15 protein-coding genes are annotated in these 16,766 nt (G+C 67.8%); 8 read left to right on the top strand and 7 right to left on the bottom strand.

Going from position 1 to position 16,766, the window contains the following annotated elements:
- Positions 1–312: 312 nt before the first annotated feature.
- From M2320_RS20505 to M2320_RS20495, 3 genes are read left to right on the top strand one after another with little or no spacing between them, the layout of a single operon-like run.
- On the top strand, positions 313–1,440 hold the full coding sequence (locus M2320_RS20505; RefSeq protein WP_264598877.1) for a DUF2336 domain-containing protein: 1,128 nt from the start codon (positions 313–315) through the stop codon (positions 1,438–1,440).
- Positions 1,441–1,481: 41 nt separating this feature from the next.
- A complete protein-coding gene (locus M2320_RS20500) occupies positions 1,482–2,591 on the top strand; it encodes an AI-2E family transporter (protein WP_264598876.1) in 1,110 nt (369 codons plus the stop codon).
- A gap of 51 nt (positions 2,592–2,642) precedes the next feature.
- On the top strand, positions 2,643–3,074 hold the full coding sequence (locus tag M2320_RS20495) for a hypothetical protein (protein WP_264598875.1): 432 nt from the start codon (positions 2,643–2,645) through the stop codon (positions 3,072–3,074).
- 4 nt (positions 3,075–3,078) lie between these two features.
- On the opposite strand, the gene M2320_RS20490 is transcribed toward M2320_RS20495, so the two are convergent.
- The 3 genes from M2320_RS20490 to M2320_RS20480 are packed head-to-tail and all read right to left on the bottom strand — an operon-like array spanning position 3,079 to position 5,085.
- The gene (locus M2320_RS20490; protein WP_264598874.1) at positions 3,079–3,411 is read right to left on the bottom strand and encodes a DUF1491 family protein; all 333 of its coding nucleotides are present in this window, start codon (positions 3,409–3,411) and stop codon (positions 3,079–3,081) included.
- On the bottom strand, positions 3,411–4,214 hold the full coding sequence (locus tag M2320_RS20485) for a peptidoglycan-binding domain-containing protein (RefSeq protein ID WP_264598873.1): 804 nt from the start codon (positions 4,212–4,214) through the stop codon (positions 3,411–3,413). Before M2320_RS20485 ends, M2320_RS20490 begins: the two co-directional genes overlap by 1 nt.
- The gene (locus tag M2320_RS20480; protein WP_184427146.1) at positions 4,207–5,085 is read right to left on the bottom strand and encodes a sensor histidine kinase; all 879 of its coding nucleotides are present in this window, start codon (positions 5,083–5,085) and stop codon (positions 4,207–4,209) included. Before M2320_RS20480 ends, M2320_RS20485 begins: the two co-directional genes overlap by 8 nt.
- Before the next feature lie 290 nt (positions 5,086–5,375).
- Between M2320_RS20480 and M2320_RS20475 the strand changes: the two genes are divergently transcribed.
- Positions 5,376–5,684, top strand: a complete 309-nt coding sequence (locus tag M2320_RS20475; RefSeq protein WP_264598872.1) for a hypothetical protein — start codon at positions 5,376–5,378, stop codon at positions 5,682–5,684.
- A 109-nt stretch (positions 5,685–5,793) separates the two neighbouring features.
- Here M2320_RS20475 and M2320_RS20470 read toward each other — a convergent pair whose 3' ends face one another.
- A complete protein-coding gene (locus M2320_RS20470) occupies positions 5,794–6,213 on the bottom strand; it encodes a MucR family transcriptional regulator (protein ID WP_184427144.1) in 420 nt (139 codons plus the stop codon).
- Positions 6,214–6,664: 451 nt separating this feature from the next.
- Between M2320_RS20470 and M2320_RS20465 the strand changes: the two genes are divergently transcribed.
- Positions 6,665–8,743: a S9 family peptidase gene (locus M2320_RS20465; protein ID WP_264598871.1), complete on the top strand. Its 2,079-nt coding sequence runs from the start codon at positions 6,665–6,667 to the stop codon at positions 8,741–8,743.
- Between the two features lie 146 nt (positions 8,744–8,889).
- Here M2320_RS20465 and M2320_RS20460 read toward each other — a convergent pair whose 3' ends face one another.
- On the bottom strand, positions 8,890–9,783 hold the full coding sequence (locus M2320_RS20460; protein ID WP_264598870.1) for a hypothetical protein: 894 nt from the start codon (positions 9,781–9,783) through the stop codon (positions 8,890–8,892).
- A 168-nt stretch (positions 9,784–9,951) separates the two neighbouring features.
- Here M2320_RS20460 and M2320_RS20455 point away from each other — a divergent pair, with 168 nt between their 5' ends.
- Positions 9,952–10,551 carry a superoxide dismutase gene (locus M2320_RS20455; protein ID WP_184427141.1) on the top strand — a complete coding sequence of 200 codons (600 nt, stop codon included), beginning with the start codon at positions 9,952–9,954 and terminating at the stop codon, positions 10,549–10,551.
- A gap of 54 nt (positions 10,552–10,605) precedes the next feature.
- Here the strand turns inward: M2320_RS20455 and M2320_RS20450 are convergent, their stop codons facing one another.
- The gene (locus tag M2320_RS20450; RefSeq protein WP_264598869.1) at positions 10,606–14,958 is read right to left on the bottom strand and encodes a hypothetical protein; all 4,353 of its coding nucleotides are present in this window, start codon (positions 14,956–14,958) and stop codon (positions 10,606–10,608) included.
- Positions 14,959–15,213: 255 nt separating this feature from the next.
- On the opposite strand from M2320_RS20450, the gene M2320_RS20445 reads away from it, so the two are divergent.
- A complete protein-coding gene (locus M2320_RS20445; RefSeq protein ID WP_184427139.1) occupies positions 15,214–15,633 on the top strand; it encodes a MerR family transcriptional regulator in 420 nt (139 codons plus the stop codon).
- 115 nt (positions 15,634–15,748) lie between these two features.
- Positions 15,749–16,366 carry a 2-hydroxychromene-2-carboxylate isomerase gene (locus M2320_RS20440; RefSeq protein WP_264598868.1) on the top strand — a complete coding sequence of 206 codons (618 nt, stop codon included), beginning with the start codon at positions 15,749–15,751 and terminating at the stop codon, positions 16,364–16,366.
- A 16-nt stretch (positions 16,367–16,382) separates the two neighbouring features.
- Here M2320_RS20440 and M2320_RS20435 read toward each other — a convergent pair.
- Positions 16,383–16,766, bottom strand: a 384-nt coding sequence (locus tag M2320_RS20435; RefSeq protein WP_264598867.1) for an amidohydrolase family protein, incomplete at its 5' end; no start/stop codon positions are given.

Raw genomic sequence — 16,766 nt, 5'->3', positions numbered from 1 at the left:
TTCCGCGCCGGGGCCGGAGGCCGTTTCGGCCGGGGGCGGCGCGCGGCGGCGCCTCGCGCATCGAAAAGGGATAATCTGGCCCATCGCTGCTCCTCTGCTGATGCGGCGCGCGCCAGTCGTTGAATTCGCCCCGCTCATTGTTGGTATTGCAAATTCCGCGCCGTTTTCCGGCGCGCATCCATCGAAAACCGAAAGGGTTAACCCTTCGTTCCCGAATTGAGACACTTCTTCATTAAACAGGCTTATGGTTAATGTTGTGTCAATAAACGCAGCCTAGCATCGCCACGAATCCCGAATTTTGCGGATCGAGCCATGCCCCCCGCCGATATTTACGCGCGCTTGCGCGACCTCGCCGCCTCCGAACAAACCAAACCGGCCGAAATGCGCCCGGTGCTGCTGCGCGTCACCACGGACCTGTTCGTCCTGCATCCCAGCCACACCGCGCAGGAAATCCGGCTGTTCCAGGAAATGGCCGTCCGGCTGATCGACGACGCCGACGAGGCCACGCTCCGGATCGTGGCGCAAAAGCTGTCGCGCTGCCCCGACGCGCCGCCGGACGTGCTGCGCCGCATCCAGGCGCGCGGCGGGGCGCCCGCCCAGGAGGTGCTGACCAACAACCGCCAGATCCCCTGGACGGAATTGCGCCAGATCGCCGCTAGCGGCGCCTGCGACCAGGCCTGCGCGCTCGCCGCGCGCGCCGATCTCGACCGCGAGATCACCGCCCTCCTCGCCGGACGCCCCGAACGCGAAGTGGCGCGCGCGCTCGCCGCCAATGCGGCGGCGCCGCTCGCCATGGAGGACCTGCGTCTGCTGATTTCGCGAGGCCGCGAAGATCTCGACCTCGCCCGCGCCCTTTTGGCGCGCGGCGACCTGGGGGTGGATCACCTGCCGCTTTATTTGGCCGCCGACTCCGCCCAGCGCGAAAAACTGCTGCGCAGCGCCCGGCAGGCGGGCGTCGCGGCGGTCGGCCGCCCCGACGCGACGCCGGAGCTCGACACGGACTCCTGCGCGCGGCTGGAAGGCGCGGCCCTGCGCCAAAAACGCGGCGCCTTCGCGCTGCTGCTCTCGGAAATCATCGGCATCGACCCGCTCTGCGCCCGCCGCCTGGTCGAGGAGGAGAGCGGCGACGCCCTGACCATCGCCTTCATCGCCATGGGCCTGCCCCGCGAGATCGCGGCGCGCATTTTTCTCATCGCCTTCCCCAAAGTGGCGATGGAGAGCGCGGCGTTCGACCGCAACATGAAGCTGTTTGAAAGCCTGCCGCGCCGCGACGCCGCCCGCGTGATCGGCGCGATCTCGGGCGACGCCCGGCTGGCCGCCGGCGCGGCGCGCCAGCAGGGACGCCGCGCCGCGCCAGCCCCGCGCGCCACGCAGGCGGAGCCCGACACGTCGAAGGATTTGCGCGATTATCTCGCCGCGCGCGGCGCGACCAAAACGTGAGGGCGGCTTGCCGCCCATCCGCAGACATGAGGTGATCGGGCATGAGCGCTGAAGGTCAAAATGCGTCCGGCCTCGACGGCCTGACCCGCGCGGGAACCGAACTGGCCGCCAAGCTGGGCGTGCTGGCCCTGCTGCTGTATTGGACCTACGTCCTGATCAGCCCGTTCCTGACCATCGGAATCTGGAGCGTGATCCTGTGCGTGGCGCTCTATCCAGGCTACGAACGGATCGTGCGCGCGCTGGGCGGCCGGCGCAGGCTGGCGGCGGCGCTGCTGACGCTCCTGTGCCTGATCGTCATCATCGGCCCCGCCACATGGCTGGCGCTCGACCTGGTCGACAGCCTGCGCGCCCTCGCCTCCAGCTCCGACACCTGGACGGTCCCCTCGCCGTCGCCGCGGGTCAAGGAATGGCCGGTCGTCGGCGAACCGCTCTACCAGTTCTGGGACCTCGCCTCGACCAACCTGCGCGAGGCCTTCGCCAAGATCGCGCCGCAACTCAAGCCGGTCGGCTCGGTCCTGCTGGACATGGCCACCGGCGCCGGCGTCGGCATGCTCAAATTCTTCGCCGCCGTGATCGTCGCCGGCTTCCTGTTCGCGCCAGCCCCCGCCTTTGTCGCGGCGGCGGAGAAATTCACGCGCCGGCTCGCCGCGGATCGCGGCGAACGCCTGCTCGCCCTCGCCGCCTCGACGATTCGCACGGTGTCGCGCGGCGTCGTCGGCATAGCGGCGCTTCAGGCCCTGCTCGCCGGCGCCGGCTTTTCCATGGCCGGCTTCCCCGGCGCGAGCCTGCTCACCTCCGCCTGCCTCGTCCTGGCGATCGTGCAGATCGGACCGAGCGTCATCATCATTCCCTCGATCCTGTGGGCCTGGTCGGCCCTGGACACGAGCACGGCGCTGCTGTTCACGGCCTACATGGTCCCGGTCAATCTGATCGACAATGTGCTGCGGCCGCTGATCATGGCGCGCGGTCTCACCACGCCGATGCTGGTGATTCTGATCGGCGTGATCGGCGGCACGCTGTCGCACGGGATCACCGGCCTGTTCCTCGGCCCGATCGTGCTGGCGGTGATCTGGGAGTTGCTCGCCGCCTGGATCAGCAACATGGACGCCGCGGAGCCGGATCCGGACTCACGACAGAGTGATCGCGCCTGATCCCTCGCCTACAGTATCGTCGTCCGCATCCTTGTCGAGCGGAGTCGCGCCATGCTTGTCCGTAAATTCGCCTCTTTCGCCTTCGCCTTCGCCCTGGCGACGGCGGACATCGCTCCCGTCCTGGCCGCGCCGATTCTCGCGCAGCCCGTGACCGCGGCGCCGGAGTCCGACATCATCTTGGCGCGCGGCCGCGGCGGCGGCGGACGCGGTTTTGGCGGGTATCGCGGCGGCGGCTTCCATCGGGGCGGCGGCGGCATGCGCTATGCGGGCCGCGGCGCGGTGGTCCGCCGTGGAACGGTGGTCCGTGGCGGCGCCGTGGCTCGCCGTGGCGCGGTCGCCGGCCGCTATCGGGTCGGCGGCCGTTATTACGGCGGCGTCTGGTACGGGACGGGCCGGCGCTGGTATGGCGGGCGGTGGTGGCCCTATGGCGTCGGCGCCTGCTGGCGGGCGACGCCGATCGGCTTCGTCTGGATCTGCGGGTAAAGCCTCACGCGAGATCCAAGAAATGCCGGCCCTGCCGGTCCTCGATCTCGACGATCCACAGGTCCGAATCGAATTTCTGTTCGCGCGTCAGCCGCGCCTCGGCGTCGGCGGGGTCGATCCAGTCCTCGCGGTGCATCCGGGCGAACAGGCGGTCCCCCTGCTCCACCTCGCTCTGCGGCGCGGGACCGAAAAGCGCGCATAATCCGTCGAGCCGGTCGATCTTGACGAAAATCGCGCCCGCCGCCTCGGCGCCGCGCCGGCGCAAATAGGCCGCCGCGCCCTCGACGGCGCAGCGGCGCAAATAGGCCGAAACCCAGATGTCGGAACGAAGCCGCACTATTCCGGCTGGCCCGCCTGCAAGGCGAGGAAGCGCCGCAGCTTGGGCGTCAGTTCGCCGGTGACCGGCAGGCCATTGTCGCGCTGGAATTTTTCCACGGCCTTGCGGGTGGCGTCGTCGAACTTGCCGCTCGCCGGAACATGGGCGCCGAGCTTGTTCAACGCCTTCTGCGCCGAGGTCACGGCTTTGGCGGGAACCGGCGCCGCCGACTTGTCCATCAGCGCGCCGATCGCGTCGGACTTGCCGCCAGCCTTGACCTCGGACTTGGCCGCAGCTTTGGCGGACGGAGCGGGCGCGGCCTGAACGGTTTTGGCGGGCGTGGGCTTAGCGGCGGGAAGCGGCGCCGCCAGGACCGGCGCCGGCTTGGCGGCGGGGAGCGGCGCCGCCATCACGGGCGCCGGCTTGGCCGGCTTCACCGCAGCGGGCTTCTGCAGCGGCGCCGGAGCGGGAGCGGAAAGCACCTCGTCGAGGGCGGACGGCGCGGGCTTGGCTTCGGCGCGCACGACCGGCGCGGGCGCCGGGGCCGGTTCGGCCTTGGGCGGTTCGATGCGCAGCACCGAGCCCATCAGCGGGGCGGGATGGCGCCCGTGCTGGAGGAACATGGCGTTGACCCCGATCGCCGCCAACAGGCCGACGAAGGCGATGCCGCCGAACAGCGGCGTGCGCCAGGTCCACAGCCGGCTCAGCCAGTTCGGCGCGCCCGCCTTTTTCGCGCGCGATGTCTTGGAGGCGCGCGCCGGCTTGGCGGGAGCGGGTTCGGAAGCGACGAAATCGAAGTCGGAGGCTGCGGCGATCTCACGCAATTTTCTTCACCTGATGATGGGAATGAAGCGAACGGGTTTTTTGTGCGCCCTCGGGGCGCGAGACGGTTTCGATGCGCGCCGACAGCGCGTCGGCGCGCTGGGCCTCGCGGCAATCGAACGGCAGGCGCACGGTGACGCTCGCGCCTTCGTTGGGCGCGCTGGCGAAGCTGATGGCGCCGCCATGCAGCGCCACGAGCCCGCGCACAATGGACAGGCCAAGCCCCGCGCCCTCATAGGGCCGGTCATAGGTGGCGCGCGCCTGATAGAAGGGATCGCCGAGCCGCTGCAATTCGGCCGGCGTGACGCCGATGCCATTGTCGGCGACATTGATGACGACGCTCTCCCCCTCGCGACGCGAGGAGACGGTGACGCGCCCGCCCTCGGGCGTGAATTTCACCGCGTTTGACAAAAGGTTCAGCAGGATCTGCTTGCAGGCGCGCTTGTCCGCGACGATCTCGCCGGTTCGCGGCGCGCAGGCCGCCAGCAGCTCGATGCGCTTTTCCTGCGCCTTCAGCTTGACCAAATCGCAGGAGAAATCGATCAGCGCGGCGAGGTCGAAATGTTCGGGCTCGATGGCGAACACCCCCGACTCGATCTTGGACATGTCGAGGATGGTGTTGACCACGCTGAGCAGATGCTGGCCGGAGGCGTTGATGATCCGCGCATATTCGCGCTGCTGCTCCGGGTCCCGCGGCGACAGGTCGACATTGGCCAGCATTTCGGAAAAGCCGATGATGGCGTTGAGCGGCGTGCGCAATTCGTGGCTGACATTGGCGAGCAGCCGCTGGCGCCAGTCCGCGGCCTCCGCGGCGGCGCGCGTTCCGACGCGCGCAGGGCCGCCCGTTGCGGGGGGATGGCGATGGTCGCTCATGGGTGGCGCCTCGAAACCGGCATGGATCGCTCTGATGTCAAACGCGGATTTGGATCCTCGTCCCGCCAATCTGCGCCCTGGCTCTAAGGGAACTCTAAACGCGCGCACGAAGCGGCGGCGCTCCCGCGGCCCATTCTCCCATCATGGTTAACCAAGTGTTGCGGCCAGATGGTGAATCCCGGGTGAAAGGCGCAACGGCAATTTGAGCAAAAGCTTTGAATTCATATCGAGGTATCGGCGCTAGACTGGCGTCATCCTGAAGTTCGGGCGCTTCGTCCGGGGAGAGCGAAATGTCGTTCCTGTTGCGCTGCCTGTTCTGGCTCGGTCTGGTGGTCAGCCAGATTTCCGATCGCGAAGGCGTCAGCCTGGCGAGCCTGACCCAGCCGGCGCGGGACAGCCTCGCCGCCGGAGCCGAACAGGCGAAGGACCGCGCGTTCGCCTCCTGCCGCGACAATACCGAGGCCTGCCTGGCGCTCGCGGCGAAGGCCAGCAGTTTGATGACCCCGGCGCGCGCCGTCGAAGAACCGGCGGACACCTTGCGCGGCGGCGACCGCGCGCCGGCCTGGCGCGCGCCCCGCGCCAAGAAGGACGGCGCGTAAAACAACGAGACGGCGCAAAAAAAATGGAGCGCAGCGCGCTCCATTTTGACGTCAGGCTTTCAGTCCGAAATTCAGACCGAATGACTTGGACCGAATTACTTGGACCGCATTACTTGGAGCGGACGCGGCGGCGCTGCTGTCCCAGGCCCATCTGCTTGGCGAGATGCGAACGCGCCTTGGCGTAGTTGGGCGCCACCATGGGGTAATCCGCGCCGAGGCCCCACTTCTCGCGATAGTCTTCCGGCGACATATTGTACTGCGTGCGCAGATGGCGCTTCAACGACTTGAACTGCTTACCGTCTTCGAGGCAGATGATGTAGTCGTTGGTGATCGACTTCTTCACGGGAACGGCGGGCTTGGGCGCCTCGGTAATGACGGGCGCCGCGCCGCTGGTGACGCGCAAAAGGGCGGAATGAACATCGTTGATCAATGACGGCAGATCGGATGCGGGAACGGAATTATTGCTGACATAGGCGGAAACGATGTCCGCCGCCAGTTCGATATAATTGTTCGAGGGTGCGTCGCTCATTGGTCGTAAACTTTCCTTGCGATGGACCGAGAGTTCTCTCGAGAAGACCGCCCAGCACGGGGCCATGGCGACGCCCGAGGCCGCCAATACGATTCGATCTTGCTGCGAATATCGTCCAACTTCTTCTAGATAGAGCAAGCAAAGGGTAGGCGCAATATCTCTCTTTCGGTCATTCGGGAATTTATTTCGGTTGTTGTTTGTGCGGCGCGGAAGACCAAGAGAATTCCAGCCTGGTTCGCAAATAAACCACAGGAATGATGAGGCCTACGCCGGGAAGGTTTCCCGATCTTCTGTCCTGTCAAGCCCTGGGCGCGCGGCTATTGCGTGCGAATGACCTGAGCCGAAATATTCGCCGGCCGAGTTGTGCCGTCACGGCGCGCGCCTTTTGGCGAATCAGCCGAATCGCGACATTGTCGCGGCCATTTCTTCAACGCTGTCGAGAACCGAAACAATGCCGTCCTTTGCCGAAAGCCGGAACATCGCGCCGCCCCGCGTGGAAACACGTCCTGCTGCAACGGAATTTCACGGGAAGACGCTCACCGACGACTACGCCTGGTTGCGTGCGACGAATTGGCGCGAGTCGCTCCAGGACCCCGACGTGCTGCCCAAGGACATCCGCGCTGTGCTCGAGGCGGAGAACGCCTATGCGGAGGCCGTGCTGAAGCCCCTGGCGCCGCTCGCCGAAACGCTGGAGGAGGAGCTCGCCGGACGCATCGACGAGACCGATTCGGACCCGCCCGCCCGCGACGGCGACTGGTTCTACTACAATCGTTTTCGCGAAGACGGCCAACATCCTCTGGTCTGCCGCAAGGGCAAGGAGGAAATCCTCCTCCTCGACGGCGATCTCCAGGCCGAGGGCCTGGATTATTTCAGCCTGGGCGCAACCGCGCATTCACCCGACCATCGCTTCCTCGCCTGGAGCCGCGACGAGCGCGGTTCGGAACTGCACAAGATTTCCTGGCGCGACCTCGCCACCGGCGCGGATGGCGCGGACGTCGTTGAAAACACCGACGGAACATTGGTCTGGGCCTGCGATTCGCAAACCTTCCTCTACACCCGCCTCGACGACGATTTTCGCACCAGCGCGATCTGCCTGCACCGGATCGGCGACGACCCCGCCAACGACCGAACCCTGTTCGAGGAAAGCGACCCGGCGCTGTTCGTTCACCTGCGCGGCGCGCGTTCGCGCCGGCATGCGATCGTCAACCTCAGCGACCACGATTGCTCCGAGAGCTGGCTGATCGACCTGCAAAACCCCGAAGCGCCGCCGAAACAGGTCCTGCCCCGCCGTCCGGGTCTCGTCTATGACGTGGAGCCGAACCTGACCCGGCTCTACATGCGCACCAACGCCGACGGCGCCTTCGACTTCAAAATCCTGAGCATCGGCCTCGACGAACTCGACAGCGGCAACTGGCGTGAAGAGGTCCCCCATCGTCCCGGAAAAGTGATTTTCAACGCCACCGTCTTCGCCGACCATCTGGCCTGGCTGGAGCGCGAGGCCTGCCGCCCCCGGCTGATGGCCAAGCCGGAGGGCGGCGCGGCCTTCGCGGTCGAATTCGACGCCCCCGTGTTCCATCTGCGGCTCGAAGGCAATTTCGATTTCTTCGAGCCGATCGTGCGGATCACCTTTTCGACCCCGATCGATCCCGACGAAATTTTCGATATCGACCTGCGCGACCGCGAACGCAAACTGGTCAAAAAAATGCGCATTCCGAGCGGCCACGATCCCTCGCGCTATGAAACACGGCTCGACTGGGCGACCGCGCCGGACGGCGAAAAAATTCCGCTGGCCCTGGTCTGGCGCAAGGATCGTCCGCAAAAACCCGGACCTGTGCTGCTCTACGGCTATGGCGCCTATGGCGTGGCCCTGCCGGACCGCTTCGACGAAAACATTTTCAGCCTGATCGATCGCGGTTTCATCCACGCCACCGCCCATGTGCGCGGCGGCGGCGAGTTGGGCGACCGCTGGAAACAGGCGGGCAAGCTGAAGGACAAGCCCAACACCTTTTCGGACTATCTCGCCTGCGCCCGCCATCTTTGCGCGCTCGGCCTGACCGCGCCGGGTAAAATCGTCGCCGAGGGCGGCTCGGCGGGCGGCATGCTGATGGGAGCGGTCGCCAATCTCGCCCCCGAGCTTTTCGCCGGCATACTGGCGGAAGTGCCGTTCGTCGACGTGCTCAACACGATCTGCGACGACACCCTGCCGCTCACCCCGGTCGAGTGGCAGGAATGGGGTGATCCTCTGCGCGACCCCGCGATTTTCGACCTGATCCGCGCCTATTCGCCCTATGACAATGTGCGCGCCCAGGCCTATCCGCCGATGCTGATCGAGGCCGGGCTCACCGACCCCAGGGTCACCTATTGGGAGCCCGCCAAATGGGCGCAAAAGCTGCGGGCGACCATGACGGGCGGCGGCCCGATCCTTTTGAAGACCAACATGGACGCAGGCCATGGCGGCGCGTCCGGCCGCTTCGACGAACTCGAGGACATCGCCTGGCGCTACGCCTTCGCCCTAGAGGCGGTCAAATGACCGCCTTGACCGCCGCCTGTTTTAAACACGGCACAACAAATTGCCCTCATCCTGAGGAAGCCGCCATAGGGCGTCTATAACGCCCTATGGCGGCTGTCTCGAAGGACGAGGGCGGCGCCGCATAACGCCTCGCGCGACGGGACCGCTCAGGCCTTCGCCTCTTCCTCGCCCTCGATGAACCGCTTGAGCTCATCGATGCTGGCGAAGCGATAGACGCCATGCTGCGTCTCGGCTTCGATCGAGCCGTCCGCGAACATGGTGTAATGCGCGCCATGGGCCTCGTAATTGCCGATGACCTCCGGCTTGGGCTCCGGCTCCGGCGCCGGCTCGGGCGCTGGCGGTTTGGGCGCTTCTTCTTCCGCGCTCAACCCGAATTCCCGCCGGATCACCTGCTGCACCTCGCGCGCCGGCGAGGCCTCCGGCTCGTCCTGGCGCGTCTCCTCTTGCTTGCCGGGGCGGTTCGCCGTCTCGGCCTCCGCGCTGATCGCCTTGTCGAGCCAATCCTCGTCCTCCGCCTTGGCGGCGGGCTTTTCGGCATTGGGCTTGAGCATCCAGGAGAAGGGGGAAGACGCCAAAGACTTTGGCGGCTCCGGGCGCGGCGCGAGCGGCGGCGGAAAGGACGGACGCCGCAGCATGTCCGCCGGGCTCGGCGGGGCGGGCTCGGGCTCCGCGATCTTGGCCGGCGCCGGTTCCGGCTCGCTGGGCAAGGGCGCGGCGACGGGCGCGGCGGCCGGCGGCTCGAAGGGCGACAGCGGCGGCAAAGGTTTGGCGGCCACGGGCGGCTCGGCGGCGACGAGGCCGTTGCGGGCCTTGGCGAGCAGCAGGGCGGCCTTCGACGCGTCGGCGGAAATCTTTTGCAGCTCGCGCAAGATAAAGCCCAGCGCGGCGAGCGTCAGGCCGATGCCGAGCAGCAACGTCCCCGAGATCATCAGGGGCGGCCCGCGATCGACATTTACGTAAACATAGCCGTTGACGGCGACGACGATCCCTGCGACGGCCAGAACGAGCCCCAGGGCGACCAACGTGCGTTCCACTTTCACCGGCGCGACGCCTCTCTTGACAACTCAAACACCACGTATTGAGCACAAAGCCGCAAATTTGTTAAGCTCGGCGCGCGATCAGGCCGCTTCTTTCGGCGCCCTCATTCTTGCCTCAATCGCGCCCGCTCCCTACCTTGAGACGTCCGCTTTCTCGTTAAGGAGCAATACATGTCCTTTGTGCTCGATCCCCTTCCCTACGCCTACGACGCCCTGGCGCCGTACATGTCCGCGGAAACGCTGGAATTTCACCACGACAAGCACCATGCGGCCTATGTCACCAACGCCAACAACCTCATCAAGGGCACGGAGTGGGAAGGCAAGTCCATCGAGGAGGTGATCAAGGGATCGCACGGCAAGAGCGCGCCGGTGTTCAACAATGTCGCGCAAATCTACAACCACGCCGAATTCTGGAAATATTTGAAGCCGGCCGGCGGCGGCAAGGTCCCGGGCAAGGTGGAAAAGGCCCTGGTGGAAGCGTTCGGCTCGGTCGAGAAGGCGCTCGACGATCTCGCGCAGGCCGGCGTGACGCAGTTCGGCTCGGGCTGGGCGTGGCTTGAGGTCAAGGACGGCAAGGTCGCGGTGTCAAAGACCCCGAATGCGGAAAACCCGCTGATTCACGGCGCGACGCCGATTCTCACCGTCGATGTCTGGGAACACGCCTATTACATCGACTACCGCAACCGGCGCCCCGACTTCATCAAGACCGTGCTCGGCAATCTGGTGAACTGGGACTATGTCGAAGCCCAGTACGAAAAAGCCGTGGGCTGAGTTTTTGAAAAAACGGGCCGCCTCGGAAAGGCGGCCCCAAATTTTTGACCTGACTTAAATCTTGGCCGAAGCCTGCGGGCGCCCCGTCGCGGCGGCGACCGGCGGCTCGTTGACCGCGGGATCGGCGCTGCGCGCCTTGAACGCCGCGGCCTGTTTCTTCGCCGCGGCCAATTCGGAGGCCGACAGCCGCCCCCCGACCTCGTCGCGCTTTTTCGCCGCGTCGGCGTCGCCCTGATTCGCGGCGGCCGCGAACCAGACATAGGACAGCGTCATGTTCTGGGTCAGCCCCATGCCCCGCGCGTAGAGAATGGCGAGATTGAACTGGCTGTCGCGGACCCCATATTCGGCGGCGCGACGGAACCATTGCGCGGCTCCGGCATAGTCGGGCTTGCCGTCGACGCCCTCAGCCTGGATCACCGCGAGATTGTGCATGGCGCGCACATGGCCCTGGGTGGCGGCCTTCTCGTAATAGTCGCGCGCCTTCGCCGCATCGCGGGTGACGCCCAATCCCTTTTCATAGATCACGCCCAGCCGATATTCGGCCTGGGCCTGGCCCTGCGCGGCGGCTTTTTCGAACCATTGCAGCGCGGCGGCGGGATCGCGGTCGACGCCCCGGCCATCGGCGTAGCGGGCGCCGAGGTCGAATTGCGCGGCGGCGTCGCCCTTGTCCGCCTGCTCCTGCAGGCTGGCGGCCTGCGCGCCGGCCTGGATCGCCGCCATATTGGACGTGCGCGGCCCGATGGAGCCGACCGCGAGCGGATCGGGCAGGCTGGTGCGGGCGCCCGGCGCCTTGGCGGGGGCCAGCGGCGAGAAGGTCGGGGGCGACGCGGGGGCGGACGCGTCGGGCGCCGGCGCGGCGGCCGGGGCGGCAGGCGCAGCCGGAGCGGCCACAGACGACGGAGCGGGAGCCGAAGACGCGGCCGGCGAGGCCGGCGCCACGTCGACCGCCACGGGCGCGACCGGCGCCAGCACGTCGGCGGGCGCCAGGGCGATGCGGTAGAGTTGGACCGCGCCGAGCGCGAGGACGGAGGCGCCGGCGGCCAGCAGCATGCCCCGGCGCGCCCCGGCGCGCTTCTCGCCGGACAGGAGCGGACGCGCGATTTTTTCCTTGGCGCGTTCGGCGGCGGCGCCGACGCCGCGCGGACCGCGCTGCGCCTGGGCCTCGGCCTGCGCCTGGGCGTCGGCGGCGGCGCGGGCGGCAAGCGCGCGGCGCGCCACCTCGATATAATTGGCGGCGCCTTTCGCGCCGGACGACAGCGCGTCCTCGTCGTCGCGCGAGGGTTTCAGGCTCAGCGCGTCGGCCGCGGCGCGGCCCGCCGCGGCGGGCCGTCCGGCGCCGGGCTCGACCAGCAGGGAATCGGGATCGTCGAAGTCATAGGCGGCGGCGCGCGGCGACGGAGCGGCGGCGCGCGCCGCCTGGTCGGCGTCCCCCCGCGCGGCCGGAACCGCCGCGCGCGTCTCCTGAACGTCCTCCTCCAGCATGGCCAGCCGGTCGACGACTTTTTCCAGGGTCTCGTGCACCGCCGACAGCGTCTGCTGGGCGCGCCGGTCGGAATGTTCGTGCTTTTCGCGCAGGTCGGCGATCTCCCGCGCGGCCTGCTCGCTGAGCCCTTCGGCGGTCGGCAGATGGGCCAGCGCCTCGCGCAGGGTTTCGCGCGCCACGTCGCGGGCGATCTCGCGGTCGCTCTGGCGCCCCTCCTCCAACCGCGCCGCCAGATCGGCGAGCGCCTGCTGCAATTGCATGGCGCCATGGGCGGCGCCGCGCTCGAGGCGTTCGGTGACCTCCGCCATCTGGCGCTCCAGCGCCTCGACGGCGCGCGCGTCCGCCTGCGGCGCCATGGCGTTTTCCAGGCGGTCGGCGAGCGCGCGCAGCAGCGGCTCCAGGCCGGGCTGCCCCTGCGGGGCGCTCGAAGCGCCGTCGATGCGTTCGGCGAGCGCCTGATGCATGAAATCCAGCCGGCGCGAAATCTCGTCGAAGCGCCGCTCCTCGCCCGGATGCGGGTCCTGGCGCAGGTCGGCGGCGCGGTCGATGCGCACGGCGAGATCGTCGAGGCGCGAGCCGATCTCGCGCCAATTGGCCTCGTTGCGCGCCAGCCCGTTTTCCTGGGCGTTGCGGACCTCGTTCGACTGGCGCGACAAGGCCTCGAGGCGATCGGTGAGGCTCGCGACCTGCCGCTCCATGCGCTCCAGCGGCTCCATCCGCTCGAGCGCCGCGGCGATGCTGACGCGCAGCGCGTCCGACTGGTCGCAGGCGTTGAGGAATTCGCTGCGCTCGGCGCCATTCCGGCGCAACTCCTCGATCTTTTCCTCGAGCTGGGCGATCTGCCGGCCGACGCCGTCCAGATTGGCCGAGGCGCCGATCTCGGCGACCGCGCGCCGCATGTCGGCGGCCAGCGTCTCGATGGGCGCGAGCACGGCGTCGCGCAGACCCTCGTCGCGCGATCGCTCGAGCCGGGCGCCGAGCTCGCGCACGGCGAGATCAAGCGCGGCGATCTGGCTGCGCGGCGCGACATCGGTTAGCGCACGACTCATCGCGGCGACTTGCTGGCCCAGAGATTCGATTTCTGCGGCGCTGGCGCCGGCGGGGGCGCGCTCGATGAAGGCGCGGGTCGATTCGACGCGCCCGCTCAGGTCGCGCACCGCCTCCTCGAGCCCGACCACCGCGTCGCGCGGCGCGACCTCGCCCAGTCCATTGGCGATTTCGGCCAGCCGCCGGTGCAGCGCGTCGAAATCCGGCGCGGCGTCGAGATGGCGCTCGCTGGCGGTCGCCATGATCTCGCGGGCGGTGTCGACGCGCGCGCCGAGATCGCGCACCGCCTCTTCCAGGCCGGCGACGGCGCCGCGCGGGGCGACGTCGCTCAACCCCCGGCTGATTTCCGCGAGCTGACGGCTGAGATCCTCCGGATCGGGACCGCCGCGGCTCTGTGCGACCCGCTCGACAGTGGAGCGGGTGGTCTCGACGCGATTCGCCAGTTCGCGCATGGCGCTTTCCAGCGAGGCGACGGCGCCGCGCGGGGCGAGATCGCCCAGCGAACGGCTCAGGCCCGACAATTCGCCGCGCAATCCCGCGACATCCTTGAGCGCGCTCGGCGCGGCGGCGACGCTCGCCAGCGCCTCGACCTTCACCGAGAGCTCGCGGAGCGCCTTTTCGACTTGAGGCGAAACCTGGTCGCGCGCGCCGGCCTTGAGCGTCGCAAATTCGCCGCGCATGTCCTCGATGCGCTTGGACAAGGCCTCGATGCCGCTTTGCAGCCGGTCGATGCGGCGATCCTCCTGCGGCGCGGCGCTGGCCTGGACGATGCGCTCGAGCTTTTGCGCGAGAACGTCGAAGCGTTCGTCGAACACAGGGGCGGGCGCGCTGGCCTTTTCGGGCGCGGGCTGCGGGCGCGGAGCGCGGGGCGCGGCGTCGAGCGCGCGCTGGTGCGCCGAAATCTCGGCGATCGCCTGCTCCATGTCGGGCCGCCGGCTGTTGGCGCGCGCAGCCTCCGTGCGAACGGGCGTGGGCCGGTCGAGACGCGCCAGCAGCGCGTCGAACCTTTTTTCGAGCCGGGCGAAATGCTCGTCGCGCTCGGGGGCGGGGGCGGTTTCGGCGCGTTCGACGCGGGACAGGAGATTGGACAATTTACGATCCAGTTTGCGCAGGGTTTCGTCGTCGCGCGGCTCAGGCTCGCGGCGCGCCAGTTCCTCGATGCGGGTTTCGAGTCGGCCGAGGGCGCCGCGCAGCGGCTCGACATCCGGCTTCCTGCGGAGATGCGTCTCCAGCTCGGCCAGGCGGTTGTCGACCTGCGTCAGCATTTCGACGCGCTCGCTCTCGGCGCTGTCGATGCGCTCGGCGACCTGCGCGAAGGCGCGGGCGGCGCGGGCTTCGGCGCGCTCGGTGCGGCTCTCGAAGGCGGCGACGGCCTTGTCCAGCAGCGCCTCGGCGTCGATGGCCTCGCGGACGGCGCCGCGGGTTTTTGCGCGCGCCCGGCGCTTGCGCGGTTCGGGCTCGGCAAGCGAATCACGCCAATCGTCGGACGCGCGCCGACGCGGCTCCGCGCGCTCCTCAGGCTGGTCTTCGCGCGACTGCGGTTCGGCGCGCTCCGGCGCGCGCCAGATGTCGCGGCTTTCGGGGTCGCGCGTTTCGGTTTCGCGGCTTTCGGGGTCGCGGCTCTCGCGGCCTTGGCTTTTCCCGCGCGCGCCTGACTCGGCTTCCCGGCTCAGACGCGCGAGCTGCGCCGCCACCGCCTCCAGCCGCTCGTCGGCGTCGAAATCCTGACCGTCCGCTCCGGTCTCGGCGGCGCGCTCCGCAATGGCGCGATTCATCCATTGGCCCAGCGAGAGCCCGTCCCTGCGGGCCGCCTCCTTCGCCGCCTCGCGGGCGTCGAAATCGACGCCCTTTATGCTCCAGGGTACCGCTCTGCTCATCGCCCAAAACTCTGGTTTTCCGGACAGAATCCGGCGCGCCGCCTGAGACTCGCGCCGGCTTCGCGGTTTCCCCAGCGGCGCCAATCGACGAACCTACAGCGCAACTTTCTCTGTTTAGGGTAAACAAGCGGTTAACCCAGGATTTCCGGGCTCCTTGCGAAAATGCTTACCAAAGGGGATTGCAACCGCTATTAACCTGCGGTACAACCTTGACGTGTAGCGCGTACCGATTCGATAACCACGAGGATCACGTCCATGAACGCAAGCGCCCTGCTCCACAGCTCCGCCTTCGAGGCGGACGCTAACAGTCCGGAAATGCTCACGATTGGAGAAGTGTCTCGCCTGTACGGCGTCACGCTTCGCGCCCTGCGCTTCTATGAACAGCGCGGCCTGCTGAAGCCGATCCGCCGCGGCGGCGCGCGCTTCTACGACGGCGCCCAAAAAGTGCGTCTTCAGATGATTCTGAAGGGCAAGCATCTCGGCTTCACCCTCACCGAGATCGCCGACCTGCTCGAAGCCGAACAGGAACGCGGACCCAAGGCCGGCGATTTCGCGCTGGATGAGAAAATGGTCCTGTCGCAACTGCGCCATCTCGAAGAGCGCCGCGCGGATCTCGACCAGGCCATCGCGGAACTGCGGGCCGTCCACCAGAAACTGGTGACCAACGCCGCCTGAAGGGCAACTGGAATGCAAACATAATGCGCCCGCTCGAGGCATGCCTCCAGCGGGCTTTTTCTTGTCCGCTCCATCGGGTGAAGTGATAGACTGCCGCATCTCGAAAGGGGATGCGATGGGACGACGTCTGACCGTCTATTTCTCGCTGCTGTCGCCCTGGGCCTATATCGGCCATTCCGAACTGCTGCGGCTCGCGGCCAAACACGCGCTCGCTCTGGATTTTCGTCCAGTGGCTCTCATGGAGCTGTTTCCGGAGACCGGCGGCCTGCCCCTGCCCAAGCGCCATCCGTTCCGCCAGGCCTATCGCATGGTCGAGCTGCAACGCTGGCGTGACAAGCGCGGCCTGAATTTTCACCTGCGGCCGCGTTTCTGGCCGTTCGATCCCACGCGCGCCGACCACGTGATCTGCGCCATGGCGCAAGAGGTCGACCCCAGCGCCTTCATCGCCCGCGCCTTCGCCGCGATCTTCGAGCAGAACCGCAACATGGCCGACGACAAGGAAATCACGGCCGCGCTGCGCGAAAGCGGCGACGATCCCGCCTGGGTTTTGCGCGCCGGAACGCCGGAAGCCGCGGCGCTCTATGCCGCAAATTTTTCAAGCGCGCAGGCGGCCGGCGTATTCGGCTCGCCGAGCTATCTGCTCGACGGCGAGATTTTCTGGGGACAGGACCGTCTCGACCTGCTCGACGACGCCCTCGCCAGCGGCCGCGCGCCGTTCACCGTCCCGGCGTGAAGTTCAAGCCGCCCTTCTATTTCACCGGCAGCACCCGTCCCTCCTGCACCGTGCCCCAGACGGCGATGTCCTTGATCCCCGACGCATCGACCGTCAGCGGATTGTCGCCGAGGATGGTGAGATTGGCGCGTTTGCCCGTAACGATGCTGCCGATTTCGTTTTCCAGGCGCAAGGAATGGGCGGCGTCGAGCGTAACCCCCTTCAGCGCGCCCAGCCGGCTGACGCGCTGCTCCGGCGCGGCGACGCGTCCCGACGCGGTTGTGCGGTTGACCGCGCAATGCATCAGGAACAGCGGCTGCCCCGGCGCCATCGGCATGTCGGAATGGAGCGAGAAGGACACGCCGGCGCGCTCCACGTCGCCGAGGCGCACCATGGCGTCGGCGCGTTCGCGCCCCAGACC

The organism is Rhodoblastus acidophilus (genome assembly GCF_025961575.1).
In the GTDB taxonomy this organism is placed as follows: Bacteria; Pseudomonadota; Alphaproteobacteria; order Rhizobiales; family Beijerinckiaceae; genus Rhodoblastus; species Rhodoblastus acidophilus_C.
Note: the sequence above shows the minus strand (reverse complement) of the source record. Positions and strands in the feature narration are given on the sequence as shown.

Excerpts from the sequence above, each read along its gene's own strand:
- M2320_RS20440 (WP_264598868.1), top strand. The coding sequence starts at position 15,749 with ATGGGACGACGTCTGACCGTCTATTTCTCGCTGCTGTCGCCCTGGGCC.
- M2320_RS20455 (WP_184427141.1), top strand. The coding sequence starts at position 9,952 with ATGTCCTTTGTGCTCGATCCCCTTCCCTACGCCTACGACGCCCTGGCG.
- M2320_RS20445 (WP_184427139.1), top strand. The coding sequence starts at position 15,214 with ATGAACGCAAGCGCCCTGCTCCACAGCTCCGCCTTCGAGGCGGACGCT.
- M2320_RS20475 (WP_264598872.1), top strand. The coding sequence starts at position 5,376 with ATGTCGTTCCTGTTGCGCTGCCTGTTCTGGCTCGGTCTGGTGGTCAGC.
- M2320_RS20480 (WP_184427146.1), bottom strand. The coding sequence starts at position 5,085 with ATGAGCGACCATCGCCATCCCCCCGCAACGGGCGGCCCTGCGCGCGTC.
- M2320_RS20470 (WP_184427144.1), bottom strand. The coding sequence starts at position 6,213 with ATGAGCGACGCACCCTCGAACAATTATATCGAACTGGCGGCGGACATC.
- M2320_RS20500 (WP_264598876.1), top strand. The coding sequence starts at position 1,482 with ATGAGCGCTGAAGGTCAAAATGCGTCCGGCCTCGACGGCCTGACCCGC.
- M2320_RS20465 (WP_264598871.1), top strand. The coding sequence starts at position 6,665 with ATGCCGTCCTTTGCCGAAAGCCGGAACATCGCGCCGCCCCGCGTGGAA.
- M2320_RS20505 (WP_264598877.1), top strand. The coding sequence starts at position 313 with ATGCCCCCCGCCGATATTTACGCGCGCTTGCGCGACCTCGCCGCCTCC.
- M2320_RS20450 (WP_264598869.1), bottom strand. The coding sequence starts at position 14,958 with ATGAGCAGAGCGGTACCCTGGAGCATAAAGGGCGTCGATTTCGACGCC.
- M2320_RS20495 (WP_264598875.1), top strand. The coding sequence starts at position 2,643 with ATGCTTGTCCGTAAATTCGCCTCTTTCGCCTTCGCCTTCGCCCTGGCG.